The following is a 26307-nucleotide window of genomic DNA, read 5'->3' as shown; positions in this document are numbered from 1 at the left end:
CGCAGTCGGCGCCGATGCAATCTTCCAGTGAGCAAAGCGGCTCACCGATGATCGGCATTCTGCTTAAGGTGGCGTCGGTCTCTGTCTTCGTCACCATGTCGACGCTGATCAAGGCTTCGGGCGAGGGGTTGCCGGCAGGCCAGATCGTGTTTTTCCGTTCGGCTTTCGCGATGGTCCCGATTCTGGTTTTCCTTGCCTTGCGCGGCCAGCTTCAGACTGCCTGGCGAACGGCAAGCCCGCTCTCGCATGTCCGGCGCGGACTGGTCGGGGTCTCCGCCATGGGACTGGGTTTTTACGGCATCATGCGGTTGCCATTGCCCGATGCCATCGCCATTGGCTACGCGATGCCGCTTCTGACGGTGGTTTTCGCGGCCCTCTTTCTCGGCGAGAAGGTCCGGATTTTCCGCTGGTCGGCGGTCGCGGTTGGCCTCGGCGGGGTGCTTGTCATTTCCTGGCCGCGGCTGAGCCTGTTCGGCGAAGGATTCGGCTCCGGGGAGGCCCAGGGTGCAATCGCCGTCTTGTGTTCGGCCGCGCTCGGTGCAACAGCGATGATCCTCGTTCGCAAACTGGTGCTGACGGAAAAAACGCCGACGATCGTGCTGTATTTCTCGCTGACGGCGACGGTGCTCTCGCTGGTGTCGTTGCCGTTCGGATGGATTGTACCGGATTGGCCGACCCTCGGCCTCATGGCGCTGGCGGGCTTTTGCGGCGGGCTGGGGCAAATTCTATTGACCCAGAGCTATCGCCATGCCGAGGTCTCGACGATCGCGCCTTTCGAGTACACCTCGATCGTGCTCGGCATTGTCATCGGCTATTTCGTGTTTGGCGATGTCCCGACCTGGTCCATGCTGCTGGGAACAACCATTGTGATCGGGGCAGGGCTGTTCGTGATCCTGCGCGAGCACAGGCTCGGCCTCGAGCGCAAGGCCCAGCGCAAGCTGGTCACCCCGCAGGGCTGACAAGGACTGTCAAGTCGCCGCAGTGGCGTCTTTTTCATCCTCTTCGGTCTGTTCACCCCAGCTCGGGTCGGAGCGCGGGTCGAGTTCTGCCGATTGCGGTGTCAGGTCGGCCAGTGCCCCCATCGCCAGGAAGTCGGAGCGGGTTTCTTCCGGCGGCTGCTCGCGGCGGCTGATACGCCAGGCGGCGTGACCGGCATAGGCGGCAAAGAACACCGCAATCGAGGCAAACAGCGCGTGCGGCCCGAACCAGTCCATGGCGACACCGGTGATCAGCGGCCCCACCATGGTGGCCACGCCATAGGTGATCATCAGTCCGCTCGACACTTCGACAAACTCGTCGGGCATGGCATGGTCGTTGGCATGTGCGACATTGAGCGAATAGATCGGCAGCAGCACGGTTCCCAGAAACAGCATTCCGGCGAAGAAGATGATCCTGTTCTCGACTCCGAAGCTGAGGGTGATCGCGCAGGCGATGACTCCGACAATGCCCGCAAAGATCATCACCCGGCGGCGGTCCATGCGGTCTGAGACACGCCCCAGCGGATACTGGAAGATGGCGCCGCCGATCATGGCGATGGCGAGCATTGACGCGCCTTCGATGGTCGAGAGACCCAGTTGCGAGGCATAGACTGGCCCCAGCGCGCCCCAGGCGCTGGCGATCAGGCCGGCAAGCAAGGTGCCGACCACTGCCGCTGGCGACCTTCGATAGAGCGCCGGAACATCGAACTTCACCTGCGTCAGCGGCTGTGGCGATTGCGCGCTCGATAGCAGCGTCGGCATCACCGCCATCGAGCAGATCAGTGCGCAGACCATGAACAGGGTCGGCGTGGCAGGGTCGCCGAAGGGGACGATATACTGGCCGACCATCACCGCTGACATCGACACCATCATGTAGACCGAAAACAGGGCGCCGCGGTTTTCGTTGCTGACTTTTTCGTTCAGCCAGCTTTCGATGATCATGTAGCCGCCGGCGATCGAGAACCCGGCCAGGGCGCGTGTCAGCACCCAGACGCCGGGGTGCACGATCAGCGTATGCAGCAGATAGGACATCGCCATGATGGTGGTCAGAGCCCCGAACACGCGCACATGTCCGACCTTGAGCACCAGCCGCGGCGTGATGATGCAGCTGGCGGTAAACGCGATGGCATAACCCGTCGCAATCAGCGAAATCGAGAAGGTCGACCAGCCTTCGGCCACGGCCCTGACGGGTATCAGGTAGCCCGACAGCCCCATCGCGGTCAGCAGGAAAAAAGTCGAAAGCAGCAGCGACGCCACCGATCGAACGGACTGGATCATGGCGGCTCTCCCTGCCAACGGAGCGCGGCCCGGCAATATCCGGTTTCACCGGATCCTGCAGGCCTGTTTGCAAATGTGATTCTGGTTTGAACCTTGTCATGCCTTGATGCGGCGGCAAGGCCGGATCGCGACACGACTGGCAAATTTCCGCCATCGGATTCGAAAATTGCGGGTCCGGATCAGCTGCCCTTGAGCTGTTCGAGCCGCTCTTGCAGCGACAGGAAATCCGCCCAGGCCAGCCGCTTCTGTGCCGGGTTCCTGAGCAGATAGGCCGGGTGCAGGGTCGGCATGGCCGGGGTCGCAGTGCCGCCCAGCTTGTATTCCATCCATGTCCCGCGCAGCGACAGGATGCCCTTGTCGGTCTCGAGCAGGGACTTGCTGGCAATATTGCCGAGCATGACCACGATCCGCGGTTGGGCGAGCGCGATGTGGCGTTCGACGAAAGGCCGGCAGAGTTCGATTTCATGGGCTGCCGGTGTGCGGTTGCCCGGTGGACGCCAGGGAATGATGTTGGTGATATAGGCGGTATCGCGGCTCAGCCCGACTGCCGCCAGCATCCGGTCCAGAAGTTGGCCGGCGCGGCCCACAAATGGTGCGCCCTGGAGATCTTCCTCGCGGCCCGGTGCTTCGCCGATGAACATCACCTCGGCCTCCGGGTTGCCGTCGGCAAAGACAAGCGACTTGGCGCTGTGACGGAGATTGCAGCCGGTAAATCCGTCAAGCGCAGACCGCAGCTCGGCAATCGTACTGGCGCTCGCAGCCAGACCGCGTGCGTCCTCAAACGCTGCGGCACCGGGGATTGTGAGTTGCGAAGCCACCGGGGCCGGCGCGATTGGCTGAGCTGCTGGCTTGCGTTCCGGCGCCAGATTGGGCGCAGGCTTCTGGGCCGGTTGGCTGGTCGCGGCATTGGGTTGCGATTGTGATCGCGCACGCGCCTTGAGGATTTCGGCTGACTGCTCAAACCGGTCAATGGCTGTGTCTTCGCACAGTTCCGCCACGCCGCATTCAGCGTAAAAGTGCAGGAGCGCCGCCAGTTCGGCCGTATCCATGTCAGATGCCAGTGTCGCCATGTGCTGGTTCTACCGCAAGGGTTCAGGAGTGGGAAGAGGCTCACAGGAGCGGGTGGCGGTATGCCGGCTGGTTTTCGTGGCGTGAACAGACCATCGAAACAAAAATGAAAACGCCCGGGAGACAGGCTCTCGGGCGTAGACACGACTGTAGTCAGATGACGGCGAAATCAGGCGTTGTCTTCGCCGTCTTCATCATCGAGATAGTCCGGGTCATTGGCAGCAGCTTCTGCGGCTTCCGCGGCAGCTTCCTCGTCGATGCCGTAGATGGCGTCTGCAGATGACAGGTCTTCACCCTTGGCCTGGCGTTCCGCTTCGTCGGCCGAACGCGCCACGTTGAACGTGACGGTGACGTTGACTTCGGCATGCAGTGCCAGCGGCACGGTGTGCAGGCCGATGGTCTTGACCGGGTTGTTGAGGTCGACCTGGTTGCGGCCGATGGTGAAGCCGTTGTCGGCCAGAACCTGGATCACGTCGCGGGCGGCAACCGAACCGTAGAGCTGGCCGGTTTCGCCGGCGGAGCGAACCACCACGAATGTCTTGCCGTCGAGCTTTTCTGCGATCTGCTCGGCCTCGGCCTTGCGCTCGTTGTTGCGGGCTTCGAGCACCGAACGCTCGGCTTCGAAGCGGGCCTTGTTGGCTGCGTTGGCGCGCAGCGCCTTGCCCTGGGGCAGCAGGAAGTTGCGGGCGTAGCCGTCGCGAACCTTTACGGTTTCGCCCATCTGGCCAAGTTTGGCGATGCGTTCAAGAAGAATGACGTCCATTGGTGTGTCCTTTCAAGGAGGGTCAGGTGTTGGAGTTGGGACCGGAACCGGTCGCCGTGAGAGATCGGGCGGTGTCAAACAGCCCGAGGAACAGAAAAAATGCCAGCGGCACGGTAAACAGCACTGTCGCCAGATAGGCCACCCACAGAAGCAGCCCGCGGGCCGGCTTGCCGCGGGTGCGGTGATGCGCGACGGCAAAGCCCGCCGCCACGAAGCCCATGCCGAAGGCACCGCTGATGGTCCAGCCGATGAGGCCGATGCCGCCATCGATGAAGCTCAGCGCGACGCCGGCAGCCAAAGCCAATGCACCCATGCGCGGCATTCTCAGCTGCGAGGGGATATCGTCCTTGGACCGCTTGGAGCGGCCCGACATGCGCACGATGCCCGAGGCGACATACCAGCCAGCAAACAGGATCAGCACCCACATCGCCGCCTGGATCGCGGGCAGGGCATAAAGGAAGAACTGCTTCATCTCCGCCAGGCCTTCGGCGCTGGGCTGATAGGAGGTATTGCTGTCCTTCAGCGTTGCCACGAAAATCTCGACAAGCTCGCCAACGAAATCCGCTCCATAACCCAGTGCGAGCCCGACCGCCACAAGGGCGACGCACACGCAAAGCGCGATGTTGACGAATATGTCCGACAACGGATACCAGACGATCGCGCCTTCGGGGCCGCCCACTTCCTCCGCCGGCCGGGCGAGATTGGAAAGATGGGCAATCCACGCAGCCGGCGCCAGTGTGGTGACGGTAGACACGAGTGCGGCCTGCGGTGTGGTGGCAAGGCCGATTACGGCCATCGCCGCGAGCACAGCCAGGATAGAGGCCAGGTTGGACCAGCCGAGACCTGCAATCAGGATCGGGAGGGCGGCAGCCGCAAACAGCATGAAGGAGATGCCGGACGGAGAACCGGCGCTGACAAGCAGAAGCGCGGCGGAAACGCCGGCGAGCAGGCCCACGAGGAGCGATGTGCTTTGCTGTGTCATCTTTCGCTGTCCTGCGTCACGCAGTTAGAGGCATCGGCCCCAACCCGGGATTTGGCGAGCCAGACCCCGCGCCCGTCGCGGGATGGGAAATGGATCCGGCGCTTGCACGCCGGATCCGGTATTATCCTACTTCAGCACGTAAGGCAGCAGGCCGAGGAAACGTGCGCGCTTGATCGCCTTGGCGAGTTCGCGCTGCTTCTTCTGGCTCACGGCCGTGATGCGGGAAGGAACGATCTTGCCGCGCTCGGAGATGTAGCGCTGCAGCAGACGCACGTCCTTGTAGTCGATCTTCGGTGCATTCGCACCCGAGAACGGGCAGGTCTTGCGGCGGCGGTGGAACGGACGGCGCGTCGGGATCTGATTGATATCAACCATTGTCTAAACTCCTATTCGCGGTCTTCGCGCGGACGGCGCGGGCCACGGTCGCCACGATCACGGTCGCCGCCGCGTGGACGGTCGTCGCGGTCGCGCTTCTGCAGCATGGCCGACGGGCCTTCTTCATGGGCTTCGACGGCAATGGTCATGAAGCGAAGAATGTCTTCGTTGAAGCGCATCTGGCGCTCCATTTCCTTCACGGCCGGAGCCGGAGCATCAATGTCCATCAGCGCGTAATGCGCCTTGCGGTTCTTGTTGATGCGGTAGGTGAGGGACTTGAGACCCCAGTGCTCAATGCGCCCGACTTTGCCGCCATTAGCTTCGATCACGCCCTTGTACTGTTCTACGAGGGCTTCGACCTGCTGGCTGGAGACATCCTGCCGGGCAAGGAATACATGTTCATAAAGAGCCATGACTGACTTGCCTTTCTTGCTTTAACATCACCCGGATCCGGCGCTAAGCCCCAGCGACTTGTCCTGGCGGCCATTCAGGCCGGGCAAGAAAGACGTAGGTCGAGACGGTCGTGAGCGGAGACACGGGAGGCCGGAGCGCTGTTGCCCCTAGGACCCTTCTTCAAGGATCGCACCCTCCGTTCAGCCACCAGCCAGATTGACCGGGTGTTCGAACAGACGCGCTTATACGCGGTTTTTCCCGCATTGCAACCCGGTCATGCCATGAGATTGCCAAGCAGCAATGGATATGCCGAAAACCGCCGCCCGCCGCGCCGGCCGAACCGGTCCCGGCGGCGCTGAAATTCGGCATCGTGGACAGGGAACGGCGTTCAGATCGGCAGCGGATGTGCCCGTCGTGCCGCTGCGATGTCTTCCAGGACCGCGTCCGACAGCTTTACGTCCTTGGCCGCGATATCGGTTTTGAGCTGTTCCATTCGCGTCGCCCCGATGATGGCCGAGGTCATGAACGGGCGTGTCAGGCAGAAGGCGATCGCCATCTGGGATGGATCGAGCCCGTGCTTGGCCGCAACATCGAGATAGGCCTGGGTCGCGGCAGCAGCTTCCGGCCGCCAGCGTCCACCGAGGTTTTCCACCGCGGCCCGGCGCGAGCCTTCGGGGATTTCCCCGCTCTGGTACTTGCCGCTCAGAATGCCGGCAGCCAGCGGTGAAAACGCCAGCAGACCCACATCCTCGTGGTGCGACACCTCCGCCAGGTCGGTATCGAACAGGCGGCAGATCAGGTTGTACTCGTTCTGGATCGAGGCGACCCGCGGCAGGCCGTGCTGCTCGGCGAGGCGAACGAACTGCATCGTGCCCCAGGCGCTCTCGTTGGACAGGCCGACGGCGCGGATCTTGCCGGCCTTGACCGCATCGCCCAGCCCCTCGAGCGTCTCGTGGATATCGGCCGGAGTGCTCATCTTGTCCTGGGTGCTGGCGTCAAACCTCCAGTGCTTGCGGAAATGATAGGAACCGCGGTTGGGCCAGTGCAGCTGGTAGAGATCGATGTGATCGATGCCCAGGCGCCTCAGGCTGCCATCGACGGCCTCCATCACCGAAGCGCGGGTGAAGCCCTGGCCGCCGCGGATCCATTCGACGCCGTTGCCACCCATCTTGGTGGCCAGCACCACCTCGTTGCGCTTGCCGGAGGCGCGGAACCAGCTGCCTATATACTCTTCCGTGCGTCCTTGTGTCTCCGCCCGTGTCGGCTGGGTCGGATACATCTCCGCAGTATCGAAGAAGTTGACGCCCTGGCTCAGCGCGTAGTCCATCTGTTCATGTGCCTCGGCCTCGCTGTTCTGCTCGCCCCAGGTCATGGTGCCAAGGCAGATCTCGCTGACCATAATCTCCGTACGTCCGAGCCGGTTCATCTTCATGAGTCGCATTCCTTGTCTGGTAAGTCGCGGGCACAATAGCGGTGGGGCTTGATGGCGCAACCCACCCGAGACGAAACGTTTCGTCCACCGCTGCCCGCGACTTCAGAACTGCCAGGCGACGTAGCCCGCGTAGATTGCCAGCATGCCGATCCCCGCGCCACGCCCGATCCGTCCGGCAAGCATGATCAAGGCCATCAGTCCAACCGACACGGCAAGCATGACGGGGATGTCGAAAGTGGCCATTGACGCTTCGACCGGAACCGGGACAACCGCGGCGGTAATGCCAAGAATGCCCAGAATGTTGAAGATGTTGGAGCCGACGACATTGCCGAGCGCGATTTCGGCCTCGCGCCGGAAAGCGGCAACCACCGAGGTGGCGAGTTCCGGCAGGCTGGTGCCGACCGCGACGATCGTCAGTCCGATCACCGCTTCCGAAACCCCGAAATCACGCGCCATCGCCGTGGCCGCCTGAATAAGCAGGTTGGCGCCGATCACAAGCCCGCCCAGACCGCCGAGGATGTAAAGCGCTTCCTTCCAGCCCGGCAGCTTGACCACCAGCTCTGATTCCGCCTCCGACATGCGGCGGCGGTCACTGTGTGTGACCCAGGCGAGATAGGCTACCAGCAGGGCGAACATGGCAAGGCCGGTCCAGAACGTCACCACGCCCCACAAGCCCAGGCCAAGCATCACCACTGCGGCCACCAGCATCATCACCATGTCGCGGTTGAGATTGGCAATGCGGGCAGCGATCGGCGAGATAGCAGCAGCTGCGCCGAGGATCAGCAGGATGTTGGCTGTATTGGAGCCGACCACATTGCCCACCGCGATTGCCGGCGAACCGGCCAGCGCTGCCTGCAACGACACGAGAAGTTCGGGCATCGAGGTGCCAAACCCGACAACGGTCAACCCGATCAGCAGGGGCGGCATACCAAAGCGGTTGGCAAGGGAGATCGCGCCCCGCACCAGGAAATCGGCGCCAAACGTCAGCAGCGCGAGCCCGGCGGCGAGTGTCAACAGGTTCATCAGCATGGGATAAGTCTTTCGTATTGCGCCCGGCGGATATGCACGGGGCTACGGCGGCACGCATCAGGTCGGGCCACGCAAAAAAGTGGAACCGGAGACGGCTGCCAGCTTGTCGCTGACCGTCAGTCAGCGTTCTCGGGGTTCAATTCTGCCGCGATGGCGAGCTTAGCTATCATCCATGTCGCCCAGAGCGCAATTGGGGCGACGATGGCAATCATCACCAGGTCGCCGACGGTGGACAGACCAAGGACCCCGTCCAGGGCCCAGACGCTGGCGATGGCGGCAAGCCAGATTTCCGATCCGATCAGCACGATGGCGCCGATGGCGGTCAGGAAGGCGGTAAATCTGGATCTGCGGGCAGGCGGGGCGCTGCCCTCGGCCGGCGCGGAGGGGAACGGTGAGGACGCGGGATGCGACATCTTGGAGAGTCCGAAAAGGCGCTGCTGGAATCGAGCGCAACGCCATGGATGTGATCCCGTTTCCCGGCGAATTCAAGGGCCCCGGAAGCTCGCGTGAAAATATTTCTTGCTCTCCTGGAAGTGCGGTAGTGCGGCATCTGCTTGTCACTCATAAATTGCGCCCTTCAGGCAGCAGCACAGGTTCTGGCAGGGCGCCAAACCGGCCCCAAGCTTGACACCGGGTACCCGAATGTGAATTGAAGCGGCAACGGGATATCAAGCAATGGAGCCGGAACATGGCCATAGCATTCACTTTTCCAGGTCAGGGCAGCCAGACAGTCGGCATGGGCAAGGACCTTGCCGCCGCCTATCCGGAAGCACGTGCCGTCTTCGACGAGGTCGATGCAGCCCTCGGCGAGAAACTCTCTGCGGTGATCTTCGAAGGTCCTGAGGACACGCTGACCCTGACCGCCAACGCCCAGCCGGCCTTGATGGCTGTCTCCATGGCCCTGGTCCGGGTGCTCGAAGCGCGCGGTCTCGATCTAGCAAAGAGCGCCAGCTATGTCGCCGGTCACTCGCTGGGTGAATATTCGGCATTGTGTGCTGCAGGCATGTTCTCGATTTCCGACACTGCACGGCTGCTGCGCATTCGCGGCAACGCCATGCAGGCGGCAGTGCCGGCGGGCGAGGGCGCGATGGCCGCCATCATCGGGCTGGAAAACGCCGATGTCGAAGCCGCGTGTGCGGAAGGCAGTGCGCATGGCGCGGTGCAGATCGCCAATGACAACGGCGGCGGACAGCTAGTGATATCCGGACTCAAGCCGGCTGTCGAAGCCGCTGCGGCCGCCGCGACCGAAAAGGGCGCCAAGCGCGCGCTGATGCTGCCGGTGTCCGCGCCGTTCCATTCGAGCCTGATGCAGCCCGCCGCCGACGCCATGCGCGAAGCGCTGGCCAGCGTGGCCAAGTCGGCCCCGGTTGTGCCGGTCATCGCCAATGTCCGCGCAGCCCCGGTCTCCGATCCGGACGAAATCGTCCGTCTGCTGGTCGAGCAGGTCACCGGCCAGGTGCGCTGGCGCGAAACGGTGGCCTGGTTCGCAGCCAACGGCGTCGACGCGCTGGCCGAAATCGGTGCGGGCAAGGTGCTCACCGGGCTCGCCCGCCGCATCGACCGCTCGCTCACCGGCATCAATGTTACCGGACCCGACGACATCGATCCGTTTCTGGCCGCAATCAACGCCTAGAGCTGCCGGCACCACATCACGACGGCCTGCAACGGCCCAAATTGAAGAAGACCCCGAAAGGACTTTCCATGTTCGATCTGACAGGCCGCAAGGCTCTCGTGACCGGTGCATCCGGTGGAATCGGCGAAGCCATCGCCCGCCAGCTGCACAGCCAGGGCGCCACAGTCGGTCTGCACGGCACCCGCGTCGAGCGGCTGGAAGCCCTGGCTGCGGAACTGGGCGAGCGGGTCGAGCTGTTTCCGGCCAACCTGTCTGATCGTGATGCCGTCTCTGAGCTGGGCAAGAGCGCCGAGGAGAAGCTCGGGGGCGTCGACATTCTCGTCAACAACGCCGGCATCACCAAGGACGGGCTGTTCGTACGCATGAGCGACGAGGCCTGGGACCAGGTCATGGAGGTCAACCTGACCGCCGTTTTCCGTCTGACGCGGGAGCTGATGCATCCGATGATGAAGCGCCGCAACGGCCGCATCATCAACATTACCTCCGTCGTCGGCGTGTCGGGCAATCCGGGACAGGCGAACTATTGCGCTGCAAAGGCGGGCATGATCGGTTTCTCCAAGAGCCTTGCCCAGGAAGTCGCGCCGCGCAACGTCACCGTCAACTGCGTCGCTCCCGGCTTCATTGAAAGCGCCATGACCGAAAAGCTGAATGACAAGCAGAAGGAAGCCATCATGGGCGCGATCCCGATGCGCCGGATGGGCACCGGAATGGAAATCGCCTCTGCCGTGACTTGGCTGGCCTCCAACGAAGCATCCTATGTCACCGGTCAGACGGTTCACGTAAATGGCGGCATGCTGATGGTGTGACCCGCATCCGGGACGGATGTCATGGCTTCACCATGCTGCCGGGAATCACCGCAAAGGTGCATTTTCCGTCTTTGCCCGGTTGCCAAACCATGGTACTTCGCCCCCTCTCTAGGCTCGGTACATGCCTGTTTCCTTGGGTCAAAAACTGCTGAAATCCACAGCTTCGGCTTTGACGGAAGCGGGTATTGCCCATAAAAACGAGCAACGAGCTTGATTACCCATGCTTGCGCAGGTAACGAAGCGCAACAACAATGTGAAACAGGTCGAGGAATACGACATGAGCGACATCGCAGACCGCGTAAAGAAAATTGTCATCGAACATCTGGGCGTTGACGCTGAAAAAGTGACCGAAAGCGCAAGCTTTATTGACGATCTCGGTGCGGACTCGCTCGATACGGTCGAACTGGTGATGGCATTCGAAGAAGAGTTCGGCGTCGAAATCCCCGACGATGCGGCCGACACCATCCTGACGGTTGGCGACGCTATCAAGTTCATCTCCAAGGCCCAGTCCTGATTGAACTGAAGTTGACCGGCGGACCTGATGTCCGTAGTCAGGACCGGCGCAGCATATGCGCCGGTTTATTTGCATTTTGACATGACTGGGGTTTGAAAAAATGCGCAGAGTGGTCATTACCGGCACTGGTGTGGTTTCTCCATTGGGTTGCGGCACGGAGATCACCTGGTCGCGCTTGATCGACAGCCAGAACGGTGCCTCACGGGTCACCGATTTCGACGTCAGCGACATCGCCGCCCAGATTGCCTGTTCAGTTCCCAGCGATCCTTCGGTGGAAGGGGCCTTCAATCCTGATGACTGGATGGAGCCCAAGGAACAGCGCAAGGTCGACAAGTTCATTCTCTACGGCGTTGCTGCGGCTGACATGGCGCTCAAGGATGCCGGCTGGCACCCCCAGAGCCGTGAAGACCAGATCGCCACCGGTGTGATGATCGGCTCGGGCGTCGGCGGTCTCGAGGGCATTGTCGAAGCTGGTTACACCCTGCGCGACAAGGGCCCCCGCCGGGTTTCTCCCTTCTTCATTCCGGGCCGCCTGATCAACCTGATCTCGGGTCAGGTCTCGATCCGGCACGGATTGCGCGGTCCCAACCACGCCGTCGTCACCGCCTGCTCGACCGGCGCACACGCCATCGGCGATGCAGCCCGTCTGATTGCCCTGGGTGATGCCGATGTCATGGTTGCCGGCGGAGCCGAAGCTGCCATCTGCCGCATCGGCCTGGCCGGTTTCGCCGCCTGCAAGGCCTTGTCCACCGCCTACAACGACACCCCGGAAAAGGCCTCTCGGCCCTATGATCGCGACCGTGACGGTTTCGTCATGGGCGAGGGCGCTGCAATCGTGGTCCTCGAAGATCTTGATCATGCGCTGGCGCGTGGCGCCAACATCATCGCCGAAGTGGTGGGCTACGGCCTGTCCGGTGACGCCTACCACATTACTGCCCCGTCCGAAGACGGCGACGGCGCCTACCGCTGCATGCAGATGGCGCTAAAGCGCGCCGGGCTGGAGCCTTCCGACATCGACTATATCAACGCCCATGGCACCTCGACCATGGCCGATACCATCGAGCTTGGCGCTGTCGAGCGGCTGGTGGGCGACGCCGCGGGCAAGATCTCGATGTCGTCGACCAAATCGTCCATCGGGCACCTGCTTGGTGCCGCCGGCGCCATGGAGGCGGTGTTTTCGGCCCTTGCCATTCGCGACAATGTGGCTCCGCCGACGCTCAACCTCGACAACCCCGAAGTCGAAACCAGGATCGATCTGGTTCCCAAGGTTGCGCGCAAGCGCCAGATTGATGTCGCGCTGTCCAATTCCTTCGGCTTTGGCGGTACCAACGCATCCCTTGTTCTGAAACGTTTTCCGGGTCAGTAACGACGAACCGGTTCGAATCGAGAGCATCTCGAACCGGTATTTCGCCACATTGAGCGGCAAGAACACTGCATCGGGCGCTGACCCTGTACCAATTCCTGCGGAGATTGACCTCGTGAACGACCGCACTGATCAAGGCAAGGGCATTTTTGGCCGGGCTGGTGGCAAGAACAATGCCGATTCCGGGCCGATTGTGCCGGTTTCGCCGTCACAGGCATTGAAGCCCGAAATGGCCCCGCCTCCACCCCGGCGCTCGCGCCGTGCCCGCAGCCAGGTGGTGGTGTTCCTCAACTTCATCCTCTCCCTGGTGATCTTTGTCGCCATCGTCGGTATCGGCGTCTTCTGGTATGGCAAGACCGAGTTTGAAGGCCATGGCCCGCTCGACCAGACCACCAACTTCATGGTTCGGGACGGAGCCGGTCTCAACCAGATCGCGGCCGCGCTCGAACGCCAGGGCATCATCGACAATCAGCGGATCTTTTCGATCGGCGCCAAGGGCGTGCTCGGCGAAGACACGCTCAAGGCAGGCGAATACGAAATCAAGGCCCGGGCTTCGATGCTCGAGATTGTCCAATTGCTGCAGTCGGGCAAGTCGATTCTCTATTCCTTCACCGTTCCCGAAGGACAGACCGTGCAGCAGGTGTTCGACCGGCTGAAGGCCGACGAGATGCTGCAGGGGGACCTGCCGGCAGAGATGCCCCCGGAAGGCGCGCTTTTGCCCGAAACCTACAAGTTCTCGCGCGGCACCACCCGTGCCGAAATTGTCGAGCAGATGACCAGGGCCCAGACCCGGGCGCTGGAGCAGGTATGGGCCCGCCGCGCCCCGGATCTGCCGCTTGAAACGCCCGATGAACTGGTGATCCTGGCCTCCATCGTCGAGAAGGAAACCGCAAGGGCTGACGAACGCCCGCGTGTCGCCGGCGTCTTCATCAACCGGCTTAACCGCGGCATGCGGCTGCAGTCTGATCCGACCATCATCTACGGCCTGTTCGGAGGCGCTGGAAAACCGGCCGACCGTCCGATCTACAAGTCCGACATAGAAAAGCCGACCGCCTACAACACCTATGTGATTGACCGTCTGCCGCCCACCCCGATAGCAAATCCGGGCCGTGAGGCGATGGAAGCCGTTGCCAATCCGTCGCGGACCAAGGATCTGTACTTCGTAGCCGACGGCACCGGTGGTCATGCCTTTGCCGAGACACTCGATGATCACAACGCGAATGTCGCGCGCTGGCGCAGGCTTGAAGCCGAGCGGGCGAAAGCGCTTGCTGCGGAAGAGGCCGAAGCAGCCAAGGCTGCCGAGGGCGAAGCGGGCACACAGGGCGATTGATCTTCCTGCGTCCGGCCGGGCAGGGCGGGCGTGGGGCCAACAGGGGGCGACAAGCATGGCAATCCAGTCAATGACGGGATTTGCGCGCCACGAGGGCGAAGCTGCCGGCTTGCGCTTCGTGTGGGAACTCCGCTCGGTCAACGGCAAGAGCCTTGATGTCCGGCTGCGGCTGCCCCAGGGCTTCGAGGCGTTGGAACAGCCGGTTCGCAGGGCCGCGGCCGCGGTTTTGACACGGGGCAATCTGCAAGTGTCGCTCTCTGCCAATGTGGTCAGCAATGCGGTGGAAGCCGTTATCAACGATGCAGCCCTTGAAGCCGTGATCAGCCTCGTCGACAGGCTTGGCGAGCGTATCGACGCCCGCAAACCGGCACTGGACGGCATTCTCAACATCAAGGGCGTCCTCGAATTTCGCGAGCCCGAACTTTCTGCTGAAGACAGCGAAGCCCGCAACCAGGCGGTGCTTGCAGGCTTCATGCATGCGCTTGAAGATCTCAAGGCCATGCGGCTGTCGGAAGGGGCGGCGCTGACCAGAATTCTAAAAACCCAGGTCGAGCGCATCGCAGCGCTGACGCGTGCCGTCGAGGAGGAGCCGTCGCGCTCGCCCGACGCTATCCGCGCAAGGTTGGCCGAGCAGGTAGCCAGCCTGATGGACGCCAACGCCAGCCTTGACCGCGACCGCCTGCACATGGAGGCGGCGATGCTCGCCACCAAGGCGGATCTGCGTGAGGAAATCGACCGGCTCAAGGCCCATGTCGATGCCGCACGCGCCCTGATCGCCGGAGATGCACCCGCGGGCCGGCGCCTTGATTTCCTGGCCCAGGAATTCAACCGCGAAACCAACACCATCTGTTCCAAATCCAATGCCGCGCCGGTTACCGCGATCGGGCTTGATTTGAAGGTCTTGATAGACCAGTTTCGCGAACAAGTTCAAAATCTGGAGTAGCGATGAGCCAGCCGCCCGCCCATCTTCCCTCGGCCCGCATCAAGCGGCGCGGTCTCATGCTGGTGATTTCCTCACCCTCGGGTGCCGGAAAATCCACCATTGCCCGCACCTTGCTGGAAAATGACCCCGGTCTCAGCCTGTCGGTCAGCGTGACCACACGCCCGCGCCGTGGCAGCGAGATCGAAGGGGTTCACTACCATTTCAAGTCGCGCCGCGATTTCGAACGCATGCGTGATTCCGAAGCTTTGCTCGAGTGGGCGGAGGTGCACGGCAATTGTTACGGCACGCCCCGCGAAGCCGCCGAAGTGGCGATGTCTGAAGGCCGCGACATGCTGTTTGACATTGACTGGCAGGGCGCTCAGCAGCTGCAGGAAAAAATGAGCGTCGACGTGGTCTCGATTTTCATCCTTCCGCCGTCGATGGAAGAGCTGCGTGCAAGGCTGCACCGCCGCGCCGAGGACGCCGACGAGGTGATCGAACAGCGGCTGGCCAATGCCCGCTCCGAGATCGAACACTGGCGCGAATACGATTATGTCGTCGTCAACGATGATCTCGACCGCGCCTATTCGGCCGTCCGCGCCATTGTCCAGGCCGAACGCCTGCGCCGCGACCGTCGGCCGGGCCTGTTCGATTTCGTCAAGGATCTGCTCGACACCTGACCGGGCTGTTTGCCGGGCCGATTATTCCGCACCATTGCGGGCACACCCTGACAGTAAGCTCCCGATGTCAGAAGTCAGATCTGATCGGTGAGTGCAAAATCCACGGCGGCCTGGGCATGAAGTTCAGTCGAGTTGAACACGGGCACGTCGACATCGTCGGCCGAAATGAGCAGGCCGACCTCTGTACAGCCGAAGATCACGCCATCGGCGCCGCGGGTTTTCGCCGCCTCTATGATCTGGAGATACAGCGCCTTTGACTGGCTGCTGATCAAGCCCTGGCACAGCTCGTCATAGATGATGCGGTGAACGTCCGCTCGCTGCTGCTCATCGGGTATCACCACTTCGACGCCATGTTTCAGGCTCAGTCTGCCCTTGTAGAAATCCCTTTCCATGGTGAAGCGCGTGGCAAGCAGCAACGGAGATCTGCAGCCACGGTCCTTTACTGCTTCCGCTGTCACGTCGGCGATGTGCAATAGCGGTATCGACAGTCTCGACTGCACGGGGTCGGCGCAGATATGCATCGTGTTGGTGCCGATCAGCAAGCAGTCCGCGCCGGCTTTCTCAAGCGCAAGAGCCGCCTTGGTCATCAGCTCTGCTGCGCCGTCCCAGTCGCCGTTGGACTGCAGGCGGGCAATTGGCGCGAAGTCGAAGGAGCGCAACAGGATGTCGGCGGAGTGCAAGCCGCCAAGTCTCGACCGGACCATCCGATTGAGCAACTGGTAATAGGTGGCCGTGCTCTCCCAGCTCATCCCGCCCAGAATGCCGATTGTCTTCATGGCTTCTACTCCCCACCCCTCGGTCAAGCCGGTCTTCGCGCAACAAAAGGCGGCACGGCTGTGTCAGATCGCCCGCGCCAATTGGCAGAACTCTTCAACACTCAGGGTCTCTGCGCGGCGCGCCGGGTCGATGCCGACGCGCTCGAGCAGGCTTTCCCCGCCGAGCGGCTTGAGGCTCTGCCTGAGCATCTTGCGGCGCTGGCCGAAGGCAGCCTGGGTCACGCGCTCGAGTTTCGCAAGGTCGCATGGCAGGCGCTCTTTGAGCGGTTCAAGCTGGACCACACTGGAGGTGACCTTGGGTGGCGGCGTGAAGGCCTGCGGCGGCACGTCAAACAGGATCTCGCTGTGCGCAATCCATCCCGCAAGTACGCCCAGGCGGCCATAGTGGTTGGAGCCTGGTCCAGCCACGATCCGCTGGCCGACTTCCTTCTGGAACATCAGCGTCATCGACGTCCAGAAAGGGGCGTCGGGATTGGCGGTGAGCCAGTTGATCAGCAATTGCGTGCCGACATTATAGGGCAGGTTGGCGACGACCTTTGCCGGGCCGCCAGCAGCAATGGCCGCAAGGTCGGTCTTCAGCGCGTCGCCCTGAACAATCTGCAGGCGGCCCGCATAATGGTTGGAGATTTCGTCCAGGATGGGCAGGCAGCGCGGATCTGTCTCCACCGCCACGACGCGTGAGGCACCTTGCGCCAGCAGGGCGCGGGTCAGCCCGCCCGGGCCGGGGCCGATCTCAAATACCGTAAAACCCTCAAGCGGACCGGCGGAGCGGGCAATCTTGGCGGTGAGGTTGAGGTCGAAGAGAAAGTTCTGGCCAAGCGCCTTTTTTGGCGCGAGTCCGTGGGTGGCGACAACTTCGCGCAGCGGCGGCAGGCCGTCTGGGGTGGTGGCCATCAGATCCGGCTCGACGCTTGCGGCGTTTTGGTTTCGATCTCGGTATCGGCCATCCTGGCCGCAAGCCTGATCGCGGCGATCAGGCTGTCGGGGCGGGCCACGCCCTGTCCAGCCAGCGAAAACGCGGTGCCGTGATCAGGCGATGTGCGGATGAAGGGCAGGCCGAGGGTGACATTGACCGAATCGTGAAAGCCGAGCGTCTTGGCCGGTATCAGCGCCTGGTCATGATACATGCACAGCGCTGCATCATAGCTTTCCCGGGCCTCGGCGTGAAACATGGTGTCGGCAGGGAGCGGACCGAATGCGCCGATCCCCATGGCCCGCAGTTCGGCCACGGCGGGCGCAATGATGTCGCCGTCTTCGCTGCCCAGCGCGCCGTCTTCCCCGGCATGCGGGTTGAGGCCGGATACCGCCAGGCGTGGTGCGTTCAGCCCGAAGCGCGAAACCAGGTCCCGCGCCATGATCCGGCCGGTTTCCACGATGGCACGGGTACTCAACGCCTGAGGAACCTGACCGAGCGGAATGTGGATCGTGACCGGCGCCACGCGCAGCTCGGGTCCTGCCAGCAGCATGACCGGGGTTACAACATGCCCCGCGGCCTCACCCGCCAGATGCGCCAGGTATTCGGTATGGCCGGGAAAGCCGAAGCCGGACGCGTAAAGCACGCTCTTGGCGATCGGATTGGTCACAACGGCGCGGGTTCTGTCACCGGTGGTCAATTCGACGCCGAGCCTTATGGCTTCGATAATTGTGTTGGCATTGGCCGGGTCAGGCGTTCCGGGTATGGCCGGCTTGGCCAGCGTCACCGGCAAGACGGGCAGTGCGGTATCGAACTTAACCGCAGCGTCCTCCGGCGAGGTCACGGCCAGCGCTACATTGAGACCTAACCGTTCAGCCCGCTCGGCAAGCATGGCCGGATCAGCGATGATCAGAAACGGTGGCAATTCGAGAGCTGCACGGTTCGTCCAGGCCGCCAGAGCCAGATCCGGGCCGATTCCGGCTGGATCGCCCATGGTCAAGGCCAGCGCGCGGCGGCGTCCGTTTGTCAACGAGCAGCCCTTACTTGTTTGCGATAATCGCGCGTCTGCGCAATTCGGCGAGGTACTTCTTGGCTTCCTCGGACTCGCCGGCCTCTTCGTTCTCGGCTCTGAACACGAGCTCGGCTGCCTTGTCGTCCGTGACTGTCTTTGCTGAGCACAGCACGATGAATTCCACGCCACGCTCTGTAATCCGTGTCGAGGTGGCCGAACCGGTGTCGGCCCGTTCGATCAGCGGCTTCCAGTCCAACGGCAACTGCGGCTGCATTACGCGGCCAAGCTGGCGCAGCGACACGTCCCTGAGTCCGGTGATCATTGAAGTTATGTTGTCACATCCACTGATCCTTGCACGCAGCTGATCTGCCTCGCGTTTGCGGGCGTTCAAAACCGATTTGGAGCGTTTGCTGGCTGGGACGACAAAGATCACCTGCTGGAGAATGTACTCCGTCGTCGAAGCCTTGTTGCTGTTGCCCCGCTCAAGCATTTTGGTAACCAGCTCCTGCGTCGACAGACCACCGCCACCGATTGCGCCAACAACCCGCGGCCAACTCATCTGAACCCGGATGAAGTTCTTGAAATGCTTTGGCGTAACGCCGGCCTGGTTGAGAACCTGGGTCATCTGGGCGGTGGACAAGTTGTTCGAGGCGGCAAAGCGTTCGAAGGCGGCGTCAACCTCGGCATCCGAGGCCATCACGCGCATGCGCGCTGCCTCCTGCAGCTTCAGGGCCTCCTCGGTGAGCTGCTCGCGCGCTTTCTGTCCAAGGTTGCCGCCGGTGCGCTGTAGTCTGAGAAATGCCACCCGCCGGGCGATATCGACACTTGTGATTGCCTGGTTGTTGACCACGATCTTGATCTCGCTGGCAGCGCGAACGGGAGGTGTTGCGGCCAACGAGACCGGCAGCGCGACGGCGGCAGCAAGCAGCAGGCCGGTCAGGCGAGAGATCGCGGTGAAGTTCATGCTTTCTAGTCCTTTTGTCCGGTCAACCCGAAGATACCAGTCTTGCAAATCCGATGTCGCACGTAAATGCCTGTCGCATGCGGCGAAAACGAGGCGTATCCGGCGCAACCATAACTGTCCACAGGCCCTAGAAGCTCGACTTCAGCAACGGATTTGTCACGTCGCCCGTGCCGATATCGCCGAGGGTGCGAAAGCTCAGGCGGGCACCGATTTTCCAATCGCGCGCCGATGTGTTGCCGTCGTCCCGCGTCGTTTCATAAGCAAGGGCAAAGGCATAGCACTCGTCCTCATACAGCAGGCCAAAAGCCGTGCTGTTGAATTTCCTGTCGACCAGGTCGTAGCTCACGGAGGCCGCCGCACGCCAGTAATCATGGACCTTCAGTGAGGCAAGTCCGGTGATCTCACGGCGGTCCTCGTCGCCCTGAACGAGTGGCCGCGGCGCCTTGATTTCGCTGTAGGTCATCGATGTGGTGATCCGTCCGGAAGAGTACCCGGCGCGCAGGTCAGAGCGCTCGATGCGGAAGTCATCCTTGTCGAAACGGGCTGAGGCTGCGAACGAGAAGCCCTTGAAAGCCATTCCGCCCGAGCCGACAAAATCGGAGACATTGTCTTCAAGGCCCGAATTTCGCGTTGCCTGCGAAAGGTCCGGCGTGGCGAAGGAGTTGAGGCCCGCAAGGTGATAAGACTGGCCGAACGCGCCGTGCGTCGTCAGGCCGTTGTCGAAGCTGCCGGTGTAGCGAACACCGACATTCGCCCGTGTGCCACCCTCGGTTCTGTCGAAACCCGAAAACTTGTCCCGTTCGAACAGCGAAGTCGTGTCAAATGCGAAGCTCTGGGCATCCTCGTTCGGAATGCCGCCTGCCAACTGCTCGTCGGGGCGCACAAAGACTTGCGCAATCGGTTCGAAAACATGGCTGGATCCGGCCGTGGTAACCAGCACCGGATAGCTGGCTTCAAGCCCGGCGGTGACCATGCCGCGGCCATGCGAGCCATTTCCGGCGAAGGTCCCGTTGTAATCGTCCGGCGCGGTGTCGACATCGACCGAATTGACATCGCCGCGCGCTGCCAGCAGTGGAGTGAGCCGGAGCCCGTTCATGGAGGTGAATGTCCGTCTCCACTCGAGTTCGGCGCTCAGCCGCGAGTTCGAACCGGCAAAGCCCTTGTAACGGTCGGCATTCAGCGGGTTGGTGGAGGCGGAGCCACTGCGCACGGTCTTGTCGTCTGCCTGCCGTGACACCGAATATCCGTTGACGTCGAGCGACAATTCCCCGCCGGCGACCGGTTCGGAAAACGTCCGTTTGTAGTCCAGCGACGGGTGGACAACGGTCTGGAGCTTTTCAGCAGCATTGGTTTCGTCGGCGTCCTGGATGTCGAACCTGTAGGCTTGCAGATTGAAGTGACTCCGGTTTGACAGGCCCTTCAGATAGACTTCCGACTTGACCGTGCTGCCACTGTAGCCGGCGATGCCGTAGGTCTCTGAGAAATTGTTGTCGGTCTGGATCATCCCGTTCCAGCCGAAGGTCCAGCGCGGATTGATCCTGAACTGCCCCTGAGATGCGATCATGCCCCGTCGGGTGGTCAGCGAGTCCGATGTGTTTGCAGCAAAAGCGCTTGGGTCCGTCTGGGAAATGCCTGCCATGCGCAGAGTGTGCTCGCCATTGGCGAAGTTTTGCCGGAATTCGACTTCCCCGAGGAAACCCTGTTTGGTGTAGCCGGTACCTGTGAAGGTCGCATCCATATAGGGTGAAATCGCCAAATAGAACGGGATCGATACCCCGGAACCGAGATTCTCGCTGATCAGGTAGCTGGGGGTGAGAAAGCCGGACTTGCGCTTCTTGTCGTGGTCGGGAAGCTCGAGAAAAGGCAGGTAGGCAATCGGCATGCCCAGGAGTTCGAAAGTCGCATGCTCGAGGCGGATCGTCTTGGTCTCGCCGTTCTGGATCACGCGCCTTGCCTTGACCTGCCAGAAGGGTGCGCGCTCGGGTTTTTCCTCACAAATTTCACAAGCCGTGTAGACGCCATTGTTGAATGTCGTCTGGCCGTCTCCGCGTACGGCACTTTCGGCCGCTATGCGTGTGTTGTCGGGCGTTTCGATTCTCAGTGCGTTGACAAACCCGTCAGCGAAATCATCCGTGACATCGAGATTGTCAGCATAAATCCGGTTTCCGCTTGGCTCGACCATTTCGACCGAGCCGAAAGCCTGCATGCGGCCGGTGTTCTGGTCATACTCGACCCGGTCGGCCACAAGCTTGTAATTGCCGTAATCGATCTGCACGCCGCCACTTGCCACGACGACGCCGGTATCGTTGTTGTAGATCAGTTCATCGGCGGCCAGCAGCATCTTTGCGTCTTCTGCAATGTCGAAACTGCCAGGCGGTACGCCCTGCGCTGCGACCTGCTCAGCGGCAAACGTAAAAATGGTGCAAACGGCCACGCCGGCGCAAAGAACGCCAGCAAACACATCTACTCTAGACCGGCGCACACCCGCCACTATCCATCCTCCTTGTGGAGAAGCACTGTCGTACCACATGCCGAAGCGACAAGCACCGGAAGCCAGGCCGCCACGACCGGCGGAATGGTCCCAGCGTTGGCAAACGCTTGGATCAACTCGGAAACGACATAAAGCACGAAGCCCGCCAGGATTCCACCCAGGATGACCGTTAAAGACTGGCCGAAGCGAACAAATTTCAGCGAGACCATTGCAGCAATCAGCGTCATCGCCGCGAGAAGCGCCGGAAGGGCCACCAAACGGTGGAACTGCATCTGGTAACTGGTTGCCGGAAGGCCGAAAGATTTGGCTGTCGCGATCTTCCCGCGCAACTCGAAAAAGGGGACCGTGTCCGGCGAACTCAATGATTCGCCGACGAACTCCGGTTTCAGCGCTGTGGGCACTGTTGCGGCTTCCACCTGTTCCACCGGCTGTTGACCACGAATCCGCTTGACGTTCGTCAGCTCCCAGACCCCGTCGCCGAGGACCGCCGTTTCCGCTTCCAGCCGCTCCTTGATCCGCTGGTCCTTGTCGAACAGGAAGAAGGTGGCGCCCGACAATCTGGTGCCGCCTTCGGAACTTGCACGGGCGCCCAGGACCGTATCGCCCTCCTCCGTTCGCTGCCTCAGCCAGGGCGGGACGTCTGACGAGCGGGCACTGCCAAGATTGCGGTCGACGGCGATAGTCTCTGCCATGGTCATGGCTTTGGCGGCCAGTGTATTGAGCACGGTAACCGAAACCAGCCCGATCAGCACGTTGGCAGCGACCAGCGGCGCCAGAAACTGCCAGGCCGAGATACCGGCCGCGCGCGTCACCACCAGCTCATATTTGCGGTTGAGCTGCATCAGCGTCGCAATGGATGCAATAAGCACGACGAAGGGGATAATCAGTTGCAGCACGGTGGGAACGCGGAGGGCAGAGACAAGCAGCCCCAGCGTCACGGTATAGTCCTCCGCCCGTGAAAGCCGCCGGCTGGTTTCGTTGAAATCCACCAGCAGGATCACCAGCAGCAGGCCGAGGCAGTAGATCAGGAAAGTCGCCATGTAGCGGTAGAAGAAATAGCGCGACATGGTGGTGAAGGGCAGCCTCATGTCGAGTGTCCTTCACCCGCGCGGCCACGGCCTTGAAGTCTGGCGATCTGTGCGGCACAAAAGTCCATGACACGGTAATTCAACTGCGCCCAGGCTTTCGGAATGGTCAACGTTCTGCCGGTCAGGGCCAGAAGGCCGAAGACCAGGATCAGGACCGCAGGAACCACATAGGAAAGAATTTCCATGGTTTGGTTTATTCCGGATGCTTCAGTGCTGTAAAATCCAAGCCCGCGGCTGCCAAGCGCAATGGCGGCTACCAGCGCTCCGTTCTGGAACTGCTCATGCCGGTTCGAGCGCGCTTTGCCGAGAAATGAAAACGCAATCAGTCCAAAGGCCAGTGGATACATCCACGTCGAAAATCGCTTAACAAGCTCCTGGGTTATGGCGTTCTTGGGCCCGTTCATGAAATAATCGTCCGGATCCGGGTGGAGCAGGTACTGTGTCGGCCGCTCGTTGGGGCGCATGGCCGGCGCGCTGCCGGCCGGAATGAAGGCTGCCATGTCCAGCGCGTAGGACGTGAAGGTGACGATCGAGATCCTGTCACTGGTCAGGTCCCGCTGCTGCAACTCGCCGTCGACCAGGAACAGGATATTGCTGCCGGTCTCTTCGGATTTCCTGACCACGCCGCTGCGCGCGTAATAGATCGTCTCATTGCCTTCGGTGCGGTTGTCGGACAGGAAGATTCCGCCCATTTGACCATCGGCGAGCTTCTCGTTGATCTGGACGTGGAGACCCTCTACGAGCTTCATGAAGGTTCCCGAGCGCACGGCGACGGAGAACAGATCCGACTGTGCCTGTGCAAGGACGTCGTGGAGTTTGTTGTTCGACCAGGGCTCGACAAAATGGCTGATCAGAAGCACGGCCAGCGATACGGTTGCCGAGAGCATCAGAACGGGTTTGAAAACGGTGGCCGGAGGAACGCCTGCAGCTTCGACGACAACCAGCTCGCTGTCGGAATTCATGCTCGACAGAACCTGGCTGACACCGATCAGCAACGCGAACGGCGCCACGATGGTCAGAACCGAGGGTATGAGCGTGGCGGCAAGCAACAGGAATGCGCCGAATGCCTGGCCGGTCGTGGTCAGCACATTGACGCGGACAAGCACTTGCGTGGTCATCACAAGCAGGGTCACGGCAGACAGCGACCAGAAGGTCAGCAGTGCCATGCGGATGAATATGTAGCGTTCAATCTGCTTCATCGTGCCTTTCCGGAGCAAGCCGGGCAGAACCATGTTTCTTCAGGCACTGCGGAATTCCGGTTGGATCAGCCCAACCATGCACCGGCCTTATCAAATCGCAAATTGGATAATCTGTGGCAAACAAACACAGTTAACGTTTTATTGCGGTGCCGGACGGCAAATGCAATGTTCCTTGCAAAATCCGCTTCAGTCCTCATTCGACGATTGTCCGGACGCGCCTAATTTTCGACGCAAAACGGGTTCGTCTTGAACCAACGCGCGTTTCGCGCCTGATCCGATTCACAACTCTTGCCTTCTGCCGCGAAAACGCGAAGATCGCCAGCCATGCAAATCATCTGAATTCAAGGGAGCCGTCATGTCGATGAGCATAAAGATCAGTTTCTCCAAAACAGCGAAAACCTCTGGAGGACTGGTTGTTGCCCTGGGATCGCTGAACCAGCCGGTACCACACGCCGTCAGCGGCGTGGATCCGTCGGGCCAGTTGCAAAAGGCGGTCAAGGTCGCAGGCTTTACCGGCAAGACCTTCTCGACCGCCGATGTGATTGCCCCTGTCGACGCGCCCGTCGACCGCATAGCGCTGGTTGGGGCAGGGGAGCCTGACAAGCTCACCGGACATGAGTGGATGCGCATCGGTGGCAAGGCATTCACGCTGATCGGCAAGGCCGAGAGGGTCACGGTCCTGCTGGGCGACACGGCAGCCATCGGCGTGGAAGCAGCGGCCGACATGGCGCTGGGCCTGCTGCTCCGGGCCTACAGGTTTGATCTGTACAAGACCAAGAAGGCCGAGGATGAGGAGAACGGTTCACGCGAGCTCACCGTTGTTTTTCAGCACGAAGACGCCGCTGGCTGCAAGAAGGCCTTTGCCAGCCGCCAGGCAGTCGCCGACGGTGTCAAGCTGGCCCGCGATCTCGTCAACGAGCCGGCCAATGTGCTCGGACCGGTCGAGTTTGCCGGCCGCGCCAAGGAGCTTGAAGCGCTTGGAATGGAAGTCGAAATCCTGACCGAGAAGGAAATGAAGAAGCTTAAGATGGAGGCGCTGCTTGGTGTTTCGCTTGGCTCCGTGCGCCCGCCGCGGCTGGCAATCATGCAATGGCAGGGCGGCAAGCCCAAGGACAAGCCGCTGGCCTTCGTCGGCAAGGGCGTGGTTTTTGACACCGGCGGCATCTCGATCAAGCCGGCCGCCAGCATGGAAGACATGAAGGGCGACATGGGCGGCGCGGCCGCCGTGACCGGTTTGATGCACACGCTTGCCGCCCGCAAGGCCAAGGTCAACGCTGTCGGCATAATCGGGCTCGTTGAAAACATGCCCGACGGCGCCGCCCAGCGCCCCGGCGACATCGTCCGTTCGATGTCGGGCCAGACCATCGAAATCATCAACACCGACGCCGAGGGCCGCCTGGTGTTGTGCGACGCGCTGACCTATTGTCAGCAGCGTTTCAAGCCCGAGATCATGGTCAACCTGGCAACGCTCACCGGCGCCGTCATGGTGGCGCTCGGCCAGCATCACGCCGGCCTGTTCTCCAACGACGAGAAGCTTTCGGAAGCCCTCGGCAAGGCCGGCGAAGCCACCCAGGAACGGGTCTGGCGCCTGCCGCTTGATCCGGCCTATGACAAGATGATCGATTCCAAGTTCGCCGACATGAAGAACACCGGCGGCCGCTATGCCGGTTCGATCACCGCCGCGCAGTTCCTCAAGCGCTTCGTCGGCGACACGCCCTGGGCACATCTCGACATCGCCGGCACCGCCATGGGGTCGCCCGCCACCGACATCAACCAGTCCTGGGCTTCTGGATTTGGTGTCCGGTTGCTCGACGAGTTGGTGCGCGCCAACTACGAAAGCTAGTTTGCCCGATGGTCGAGGCGCTGTTTTACCATCTGACCGAATCCCGGCTTGAGGACGCCTTGCCGCCGCTGCTCGAGAAGAGCCTCGAACGCGGTTGGCGGGTGTCCGTGCATGTCGGCAGCGAGGAGCGCTGCGCAGCGCTGGATGCCCACCTCTGGACCTTCCGTGAGGACAGCTTTCTGCCGCATGGCAGCGCACAATCTGCCCACGCGGAACGCCAGCCGGTGTTGCTGACCTTGGCCGCCGAACCGGCAAACGGCGCCACCGTGCGATTTGTCGCCGACGGGGCGGATATGCCTGAACTCGACGGTGTTGAGCGCCTGGTGATGATGTTCGACGGTCACGACCAGAGCCAGCTCGATGCGGCCCGGGCCCAGTGGAAGGCTCTCAAGGCTGGCGGCCACACGCTCACTTACTGGCAGCAAACCCCGGATCGGCGCTGGCAGAAAAAGGCGTGATTGACGCCCTACGCATGG

General features: G+C 61.8%; 26 protein-coding genes. 10 read left to right on the top strand and 16 right to left on the bottom strand.

The window, feature by feature from the left end; genetic code table 11:
* Nucleotides 1–14: 14 nt before the first annotated feature.
* Nucleotides 15–959, top strand: coding sequence for a DMT family transporter (locus CRO46_RS11600; RefSeq protein ID WP_244577883.1), 945 nt, complete (start codon nucleotides 15–17; stop codon nucleotides 957–959).
* 9 nt (nucleotides 960–968) lie between these two features.
* Here the strand turns inward: CRO46_RS11600 and CRO46_RS11595 are convergent, their stop codons facing one another.
* The 9 genes from CRO46_RS11595 to CRO46_RS19980 form a co-directional block, all read right to left on the bottom strand.
* Nucleotides 969–2255: an MFS transporter gene (locus CRO46_RS11595; RefSeq protein WP_097107937.1), complete on the bottom strand. Its 1287-nt coding sequence runs from the start codon at nucleotides 2253–2255 to the stop codon at nucleotides 969–971.
* Between the two features lie 179 nt (nucleotides 2256–2434).
* Nucleotides 2435–3325, bottom strand: a complete 891-nt coding sequence (locus tag CRO46_RS11590; protein ID WP_097107936.1) for a uracil-DNA glycosylase — start codon at nucleotides 3323–3325, stop codon at nucleotides 2435–2437.
* A gap of 167 nt (nucleotides 3326–3492) precedes the next feature.
* Nucleotides 3493–4086, bottom strand: coding sequence for a 50S ribosomal protein L9 (gene rplI / locus CRO46_RS11585; protein ID WP_097107935.1), 594 nt, complete (start codon nucleotides 4084–4086; stop codon nucleotides 3493–3495).
* Nucleotides 4087–4108: 22 nt separating this feature from the next.
* The gene (locus CRO46_RS11580; protein ID WP_097107934.1) at nucleotides 4109–5068 is read right to left on the bottom strand and encodes a DUF2232 domain-containing protein; all 960 of its coding nucleotides are present in this window, start codon (nucleotides 5066–5068) and stop codon (nucleotides 4109–4111) included.
* Nucleotides 5069–5194: 126 nt separating this feature from the next.
* The gene (rpsR, locus tag CRO46_RS11575) at nucleotides 5195–5443 is read right to left on the bottom strand and encodes a 30S ribosomal protein S18 (protein ID WP_007196805.1); all 249 of its coding nucleotides are present in this window, start codon (nucleotides 5441–5443) and stop codon (nucleotides 5195–5197) included.
* 11 nt (nucleotides 5444–5454) lie between these two features.
* Nucleotides 5455–5856, bottom strand: a complete 402-nt coding sequence (rpsF, locus tag CRO46_RS11570) for a 30S ribosomal protein S6 (protein WP_097107933.1) — start codon at nucleotides 5854–5856, stop codon at nucleotides 5455–5457.
* A 368-nt stretch (nucleotides 5857–6224) separates the two neighbouring features.
* The gene (locus CRO46_RS11565) at nucleotides 6225–7268 is read right to left on the bottom strand and encodes an aldo/keto reductase (RefSeq protein ID WP_097107932.1); all 1044 of its coding nucleotides are present in this window, start codon (nucleotides 7266–7268) and stop codon (nucleotides 6225–6227) included.
* A gap of 102 nt (nucleotides 7269–7370) precedes the next feature.
* Nucleotides 7371–8297 carry a calcium/sodium antiporter gene (locus tag CRO46_RS11560; protein ID WP_097107931.1) on the bottom strand — a complete coding sequence of 309 codons (927 nt, stop codon included), beginning with the start codon at nucleotides 8295–8297 and terminating at the stop codon, nucleotides 7371–7373.
* 116 nt (nucleotides 8298–8413) lie between these two features.
* Nucleotides 8414–8710 (bottom strand): hypothetical protein, encoded by a 297-nt coding sequence (locus CRO46_RS19980; RefSeq protein WP_097107930.1) that lies wholly within the window; start codon nucleotides 8708–8710, stop codon nucleotides 8414–8416.
* Nucleotides 8711–8985: 275 nt separating this feature from the next.
* On the opposite strand from CRO46_RS19980, the gene fabD reads away from it, so the two are divergent.
* The 7 genes from fabD (at nucleotide 8986) to gmk (ending at nucleotide 15545) form a co-directional block, all read left to right on the top strand.
* Nucleotides 8986–9930, top strand: coding sequence for an ACP S-malonyltransferase (fabD, locus tag CRO46_RS11550; protein ID WP_097107929.1), 945 nt, complete (start codon nucleotides 8986–8988; stop codon nucleotides 9928–9930).
* A 68-nt stretch (nucleotides 9931–9998) separates the two neighbouring features.
* Nucleotides 9999–10736, top strand: coding sequence for a 3-oxoacyl-[acyl-carrier-protein] reductase (gene fabG / locus CRO46_RS11545; protein ID WP_097107928.1), 738 nt, complete (start codon nucleotides 9999–10001; stop codon nucleotides 10734–10736).
* Nucleotides 10737–11013: 277 nt separating this feature from the next.
* Nucleotides 11014–11250: an acyl carrier protein gene (locus tag CRO46_RS11540; RefSeq protein ID WP_097108254.1), complete on the top strand. Its 237-nt coding sequence runs from the start codon at nucleotides 11014–11016 to the stop codon at nucleotides 11248–11250.
* 100 nt (nucleotides 11251–11350) lie between these two features.
* Complete coding sequence (gene fabF, locus CRO46_RS11535) at nucleotides 11351–12616, top strand: beta-ketoacyl-ACP synthase II (protein WP_097107927.1); 1266 nt, start codon at nucleotides 11351–11353, stop codon at nucleotides 12614–12616.
* Nucleotides 12617–12728: 112 nt separating this feature from the next.
* Complete coding sequence (gene mltG / locus CRO46_RS11530) at nucleotides 12729–13943, top strand: endolytic transglycosylase MltG (protein ID WP_425479270.1); 1215 nt, start codon at nucleotides 12729–12731, stop codon at nucleotides 13941–13943.
* A gap of 55 nt (nucleotides 13944–13998) precedes the next feature.
* The gene (locus tag CRO46_RS11525; RefSeq protein WP_097107926.1) at nucleotides 13999–14886 is read left to right on the top strand and encodes a YicC/YloC family endoribonuclease; all 888 of its coding nucleotides are present in this window, start codon (nucleotides 13999–14001) and stop codon (nucleotides 14884–14886) included.
* Nucleotides 14887–14888: 2 nt separating this feature from the next.
* Nucleotides 14889–15545, top strand: a complete 657-nt coding sequence (gene gmk, locus CRO46_RS11520; protein ID WP_097107925.1) for a guanylate kinase — start codon at nucleotides 14889–14891, stop codon at nucleotides 15543–15545.
* A 74-nt stretch (nucleotides 15546–15619) separates the two neighbouring features.
* On the opposite strand, the gene CRO46_RS11515 is transcribed toward gmk, so the two are convergent.
* From CRO46_RS11515 to CRO46_RS11485, 7 genes are all read right to left on the bottom strand, one after another.
* Entirely contained in the window at nucleotides 15620–16321 is a 702-nt protein-coding gene (locus tag CRO46_RS11515) for an aspartate/glutamate racemase family protein (RefSeq protein WP_097107924.1), read from the bottom strand.
* A 63-nt stretch (nucleotides 16322–16384) separates the two neighbouring features.
* Nucleotides 16385–17215, bottom strand: coding sequence for a 16S rRNA (adenine(1518)-N(6)/adenine(1519)-N(6))-dimethyltransferase RsmA (rsmA, locus tag CRO46_RS11510; RefSeq protein ID WP_097107923.1), 831 nt, complete (start codon nucleotides 17213–17215; stop codon nucleotides 16385–16387).
* The gene (pdxA, locus tag CRO46_RS11505; protein WP_280176265.1) at nucleotides 17215–18264 is read right to left on the bottom strand and encodes a 4-hydroxythreonine-4-phosphate dehydrogenase PdxA; all 1050 of its coding nucleotides are present in this window, start codon (nucleotides 18262–18264) and stop codon (nucleotides 17215–17217) included. Before pdxA ends, rsmA begins: the two co-directional genes overlap by 1 nt.
* 10 nt (nucleotides 18265–18274) lie before the next feature.
* A complete protein-coding gene (locus CRO46_RS11500) occupies nucleotides 18275–19210 on the bottom strand; it encodes a SurA N-terminal domain-containing protein (protein WP_097107921.1) in 936 nt (311 codons plus the stop codon).
* A gap of 127 nt (nucleotides 19211–19337) precedes the next feature.
* On the bottom strand, nucleotides 19338–21740 hold the full coding sequence (locus CRO46_RS11495; protein ID WP_425479269.1) for an LPS-assembly protein LptD: 2403 nt from the start codon (nucleotides 21738–21740) through the stop codon (nucleotides 19338–19340).
* Nucleotides 21701–22789 carry an LPS export ABC transporter permease LptG gene (gene lptG / locus CRO46_RS11490; protein ID WP_425479268.1) on the bottom strand — a complete coding sequence of 363 codons (1089 nt, stop codon included), beginning with the start codon at nucleotides 22787–22789 and terminating at the stop codon, nucleotides 21701–21703. Before lptG ends, CRO46_RS11495 begins: the two co-directional genes overlap by 40 nt.
* Nucleotides 22786–23988 carry an LptF/LptG family permease gene (locus CRO46_RS11485; RefSeq protein ID WP_179759034.1) on the bottom strand — a complete coding sequence of 401 codons (1203 nt, stop codon included), beginning with the start codon at nucleotides 23986–23988 and terminating at the stop codon, nucleotides 22786–22788. Before CRO46_RS11485 ends, lptG begins: the two co-directional genes overlap by 4 nt.
* Before the next feature lie 355 nt (nucleotides 23989–24343).
* Here CRO46_RS11485 and CRO46_RS11480 point away from each other — a divergent pair, with 355 nt between their 5' ends.
* On the top strand, nucleotides 24344–25831 hold the full coding sequence (locus CRO46_RS11480; RefSeq protein WP_097107919.1) for a leucyl aminopeptidase: 1488 nt from the start codon (nucleotides 24344–24346) through the stop codon (nucleotides 25829–25831).
* An 8-nt stretch (nucleotides 25832–25839) separates the two neighbouring features.
* Nucleotides 25840–26289: a DNA polymerase III subunit chi gene (locus CRO46_RS11475; RefSeq protein WP_097107918.1), complete on the top strand. Its 450-nt coding sequence runs from the start codon at nucleotides 25840–25842 to the stop codon at nucleotides 26287–26289.
* Nucleotides 26290–26307 lie beyond the last annotated feature (18 nt).

This window comes from Parahoeflea halophila (genome assembly GCF_900220985.1).
In the GTDB taxonomy this organism is placed as follows: domain Bacteria; phylum Pseudomonadota; class Alphaproteobacteria; order Rhizobiales; family Rhizobiaceae; genus Hoeflea; species Hoeflea halophila.
This window is presented reverse-complemented; position numbering and strand designations above follow the sequence as displayed.